The organism is Methylocystis sp. (genome assembly GCF_021731785.1).
In the GTDB taxonomy this organism is placed as follows: domain Bacteria; phylum Pseudomonadota; class Alphaproteobacteria; order Rhizobiales; family Beijerinckiaceae; genus Methylocystis.
Genome location: NZ_JAKFWS010000186.1, coordinates 1 through 4,526 on the forward strand (window position 1 = coordinate 1; position 4,526 = coordinate 4,526).

Annotated in this window: 7 protein-coding genes; 6 read left to right on the forward strand and 1 reads right to left on the reverse strand. The window is 66.6% G+C overall.

What is annotated here, in order from left to right:
- Both QZ964_RS21055 and QZ964_RS21060 read left to right on the forward strand, forming a co-directional pair.
- On the forward strand, positions 1 to 245 hold a 245-nt coding region (locus tag QZ964_RS21055), incomplete at its 5' end, for an inositol monophosphatase family protein (protein ID WP_292534270.1).
- Between the two features lie 124 nt (positions 246 to 369).
- The gene (locus QZ964_RS21060) at positions 370 to 966 is read left to right on the forward strand and encodes a DUF1134 domain-containing protein (RefSeq protein ID WP_292534272.1); all 597 of its coding nucleotides are present in this window, start codon (positions 370 to 372) and stop codon (positions 964 to 966) included.
- Here the strand turns inward: QZ964_RS21060 and QZ964_RS21065 are convergent.
- Positions 935 to 1,363: a hypothetical protein gene (locus QZ964_RS21065; RefSeq protein ID WP_292534273.1), complete on the reverse strand. Its 429-nt coding sequence runs from the start codon at positions 1,361 to 1,363 to the stop codon at positions 935 to 937. The two genes, QZ964_RS21060 and QZ964_RS21065, sit on opposite strands and share 32 nt — an antisense overlap.
- A 297-nt stretch (positions 1,364 to 1,660) precedes the next feature.
- On the opposite strand from QZ964_RS21065, the gene QZ964_RS21070 reads away from it, so the two are divergent.
- From QZ964_RS21070 to QZ964_RS21085, 4 genes are all read left to right on the forward strand, one after another.
- Positions 1,661 to 2,707 (forward strand): hypothetical protein, encoded by a 1,047-nt coding sequence (locus tag QZ964_RS21070; protein WP_292534275.1) that lies wholly within the window; start codon positions 1,661 to 1,663, stop codon positions 2,705 to 2,707.
- Between the two features lie 113 nt (positions 2,708 to 2,820).
- Entirely contained in the window at positions 2,821 to 3,102 is a 282-nt protein-coding gene (locus QZ964_RS21075; RefSeq protein WP_292534277.1) for a YciI family protein, read from the forward strand.
- Positions 3,102 to 3,521, forward strand: coding sequence for an EVE domain-containing protein (locus QZ964_RS21080; RefSeq protein WP_292534279.1), 420 nt, complete (start codon positions 3,102 to 3,104; stop codon positions 3,519 to 3,521). Before QZ964_RS21075 ends, QZ964_RS21080 begins: the two co-directional genes overlap by 1 nt.
- Before the next feature lie 167 nt (positions 3,522 to 3,688).
- On the forward strand, positions 3,689 to 4,526 hold an 838-nt coding region (locus tag QZ964_RS21085), incomplete at its 3' end, for an outer membrane beta-barrel protein (protein WP_292534282.1).

The window sequence follows — 4,526 nt, forward strand, 5'->3', positions numbered from 1 at the left end:
CCCGCAGCGTGCCCGCCGGCTCCTCGCTCAAATTCTGCCTGCTGGCCAGGGGCGAAGCGGACGTCTATCCGCGCTTCGGCCCGACGATGGAATGGGACACCGCGGCGGCCGACGCGGTGCTGCGCGCCGCCGGCGGGGCGACGCTCGACCCGCAGGGCGCGCCGCTGCGCTACGGCAAGACGGACGCCGGCTATCGCAACGGCCCGTTCATCGCCTGGGCGGACGCCGCCGCAACGCTTCCTTAACCGCGACGCGCGAATTTGAGGGGAGCAACGCCGGGCGTCGTCTTTGCGACGCGGCTGCGCCGCGCGTCGGCCATGGTTCGCGCCGACGCTTGCCCTGACAAATGGGTTCCGGAGTTTCGTCGCCATGAGCAAATCCTCGTTCAACGCCGCCTCGCGTCGCGACCTCATTCGCCTCGCCGCCGCCTCGGCCTGCGCATGGGCGGCGCCTCATTCTTTTGCGCGCGCCAATCAGCGACCCGAAACCTATTCGAGCGGCGAGATCGTCGAGAACGGCCATCGCTTTTTCGGCTCGATCTCGCGCGGGCTCGCCGAAGGCGTCGAGCGCGCCTCGCGCCAATGGGGCGCCCCGAACGCCTATATCCTCGGCCAGGAGGCGAGCGGGGCGTTCGTCGGCGGACTCCGCTACGGCGAAGGCACGATGTATACGCGCAACGCCGGCCAGCAGCGGGTCTATTGGCAAGGACCTTCGATCGGTCTCGACGCCGGCGGCGACGGCGACCGGACGATGATGCTCGTCTATAATCTTCCGTCGGTCGACGCCATCTATCGGCGTTATTCCGGCGCCAATGGCTCGGCCTATCTGGTCGGCGGATTCGGCTTCACCGCGCTCAACAATGACGAGGTCGTCGTCATGCCGGTGCGCTCCGGGCTCGGCGCGCGGCTTGGCCTCAATCTCGGCTATCTGAAATTCACGCCCGAATCGACTTGGAACCCGTTCTGAGTCGATCGGGAGACGGCTCCAGCGGCTCTCTCGCGACGAAGCCGCAAATCCCGCAGGCCTCGTCGCCGCGCTGCCGGCGCCAGCGGCAGTCCTGACGAATGCCGCAGTCGTAGGCCGCGCTCGGCCTGACCGGCGCACGCGCCTGCGCCAGCAGTTGCGCGATTCGGCCCAGTAGATCGCATCCCTCGCCGCGCCAATGGGCGCAGTCGTTTTCGACGCAGGCCGGCGCGAATCGCATGCGCGCTTCCGTCGCGCCCTGCTTTTGCGCCGCCGCTAGAAAGCCTTCGTCCGCGGCGAGCGTCGTCGCGAAGCCGCCGCCGTTCGGGCGCCGATCGCCGCTCGGACGCGCGTCGCCGACAACAAGCGCCGGAACGCTTGGGCAACGCAAGGCGCTCATCGGGCACGACGCCCGAATTGCGGCGCGACGCGTTCGCCGTCGCCGCCACAAGCAAAGCCGGCGGATAAAGTCATATGCGTTCTCTCCAATTCGTCGGCGAGCGGTCCGCGCCGCGCGACTTCTGCGCGTTCTGCTGCGCGCCGGCGGAGAAGTCGTCATCCAAACAGAGGAAGCCGTGAATCCGCGCGGCGGAACTCTCCGGGGCCGACCGAAGGCGCGAATCGCCCGGCGCGCCTTTGCGTTCGGCGGCGTTACGTGGCAAAATCAACGGCGTCCGCTTTGAGGGGTTGCTGCGTCTTGATCGAACAAGCGATGTATTTTGCGCTCGGCTTTCTCGTCGCCGGGCTTTTCGCCTTGATGTTCCTGCCCGCATTCTGGCGGCGCGCGCTTCGGCTTTCGATGCGGCGGCTGCAGATGCTTGCGCCGATGACGATGGAGGAGGTCTTCGCCGAGCGCGATCTGCTGCGGGCCGAGTTCGCTGTCCGCGAGCGGCGATTCGAACAGTCGATGGAGGCGGTTCAGGCCTCTCGCGCGCAAGATCTCGCGACGATCGGCCGTCACGTCGCTCGAATCAGCGATCTCGAAACGCAGCTCAAACGCGCCGCGGCCGACAATCGCGACATGAATGTGAGCGTCGGCGAAGCGCAAAAGGCTTTGGCGGAACGCACTGGCCTTCTGCACGCCACGGAGCGGGCGCTGCAGGACATGACCGACCGCGCCGAGACCCGAGTCGCGCAGATGCGCCTGATTCGATCGGAGACCTCGCAGCTCAACGAAGAGGCCGGGTCGCAGCTGGAAGGGCTCGTCGCCGCCTATGAGGCGCGCGTCGCGGCGCTGCATCAGCACAATGCCGAATTGCAGCATGTGCTGGAGGCTTTGCGCGAGGAGCACGCGCGGGCCGGCCTGCCGGACGCGCGGGCGACTGAGCTTGAGCATCAGCTCACGCATATTTCCGGCGAACTCGCCGCGACCCGCGCGCTGGGCGAGACGCTCTCCACCGAACTCGATGAGGCGCGGGCGAAGCTCCGAGCCGCCGAGGAGCGCCAGAAGAGCGAAGCCGACCAATTGGAGGGCGCCCTACGTGTCGCCCGCGCCGAGGCCAACGACGCCGCCGGCAAGCTCGAATCGGCGCGCGCCGACAACGCCGTGCTGCAAGGCGCGGTGGAGGCGTTGCGGGCCGACCGGGCCAATCTGCGGCGCGCCGCCAATGGCGGGGCCAAGGGACTGTCCGTCGTTCCCGCCGCGGCGAGCGACGCCGAAATCGCCTCCCTGCGGGAAGCGCTCGTCGAATTCGGCGACCGGGTGGTCGCGCAGGATTTTCAGGCGCCGGCCAAGCGCGCCTGACGCGCCGTCCCCAAAACTTTCGCCAGAAGGCGAAACCTGTCTCGCGCGCGGTTGACCGGCGGCGCGCGCTTTGGAACAAGATGCGGCTTCGCCCCTCTTACGCGAGGCCGCCCGTGCTGTTCGTCGCCATTTGCCTGGATAAGCCCGACCATGTCGACCTGCGCCTGTCGACGCGGGCCGCGCATCTCGCCTTCCTCGAAAAGCATGCGGCGCGGGTAAAGCTCGGCGGCCCCTTTCTCGACGGCGAGACGCCGATCGGCTCCATGCTCATACTCGACTGCGAAGATGAGGCGGCGGCGCGCGCGCTGCTCGGCGAAGACCCTTACGCCCTCGCCGGCCTCTTCGCCTCGGTGGAATTAAAACCCTGGAAACGCGTGGTGGGAGCGCAGCTCTGATGGCGCATTGGCTATTAAAGAGCGAACCGTCGAGCTGGTCCTGGGATCAGCAGGTCGCGGCCGGCGCCAAGGGCACCTTCTGGAACGGCGTGCGCAACCACTCCGCCAAACTCAATCTGATGGCGATGAAGAAGGGCGAGCGCGGCTTCTTCTATCATTCGAACGAGGACAAGGCGGTCGTCGGAATCGTCGAGATCATAAAGACCTATTATCCGGACCACACCGACGAGACCGGCAAATTCGGTATGGTCGACGTGAGGGCGATCAAGGCTCTGAAAAAGCCGGTGACGCTCGCCGAAATCAAGTCCGAGCCGCGCCTCAAGGACATGGTTCTCGTCAACAACTCCCGCCTCTCCGTGCAGCCGGTGACCGACGAAGAATGGCGGGTCGTGCTGGAGATGGCCGGCGAGACGGCGTAGGGCGAGAAGCTGTCGGCACGCCCATCTGTTGCAAATTTGGCACATCGATCGGGAAACGGCATAAACGCTCCGTTTCAATGTTAGGTTCGGATTGCGAAAAGCCTTTCGCCTTGCTCAGTTGCGCTCAGACTTCTTGAGTCGTTCGCAGCGGCGAGGACAAAGCGGTGATGAATAAATTCTTCGCGGGCGCGATCATGACATTGGCGCTCGCAGCCGGATCGGCGCACGCCGCGGATCTGCCGTCCCACAAGGCGCCGCCGGCCTATGTTCCGCCGCCGCCGCTGTGGACCGGAGTCCATGTCGGATTGAACGCTGGCGGCGCGTGGGCCGCGAGCAACGTGACCAACTACGCTTCGACGCCCTTCGTCATCAATGGCGCCGACAATGTCCCCTGGGCCGTGGGTGCCGCGATCGCGGGCACGGGCGTCCTCTCAACCAATGGCGCCGGCTTCATCGGCGGCGGACAAATCGGCTATGATTGGCAGTTCGCCGGCGGCTTCCTCGCTGGATTGGAGACCGACGTCCAGGGCCTCGCCGGTTCCAGCGCCAACGCCGGCTCGGTGACGCTAGCGCCGACGCCCTTGGCGGCGCTGGGGCTCAACTTCCTGACGAGCGTTTCGGGCGGCAAATCGCTCGATTTTCTCGGCACGGCGCGGGCGCGCCTTGGCTATCTCATCACGCCGACCCTGCTCGCCTATGCGACCGGCGGCCTCGCCTATGGCCAGGCGACCTCGACCACGAGCTTCTTCCAGCACGTGCCCAATGACACGCCGGGCTTCCTGCTGCTTGGCGTCAGCCAGGGCCGCTATTCGCAAATGCGCGTCGGCTGGACCGCGGGCGGCGGGCTGGAATGGCTGTTCTGGCCGCAGTGGAGCGCCAAGGTCGAATATCTCTATTATGATCTTGGCGCCGCCTCCTATCCGGTCGCGATCACCGGCGATTGGCAGCTGACAAATCTCCTGGCAGCCAACGCTACTCAGGCGCGCGCCCGCTTCGACGGCCATG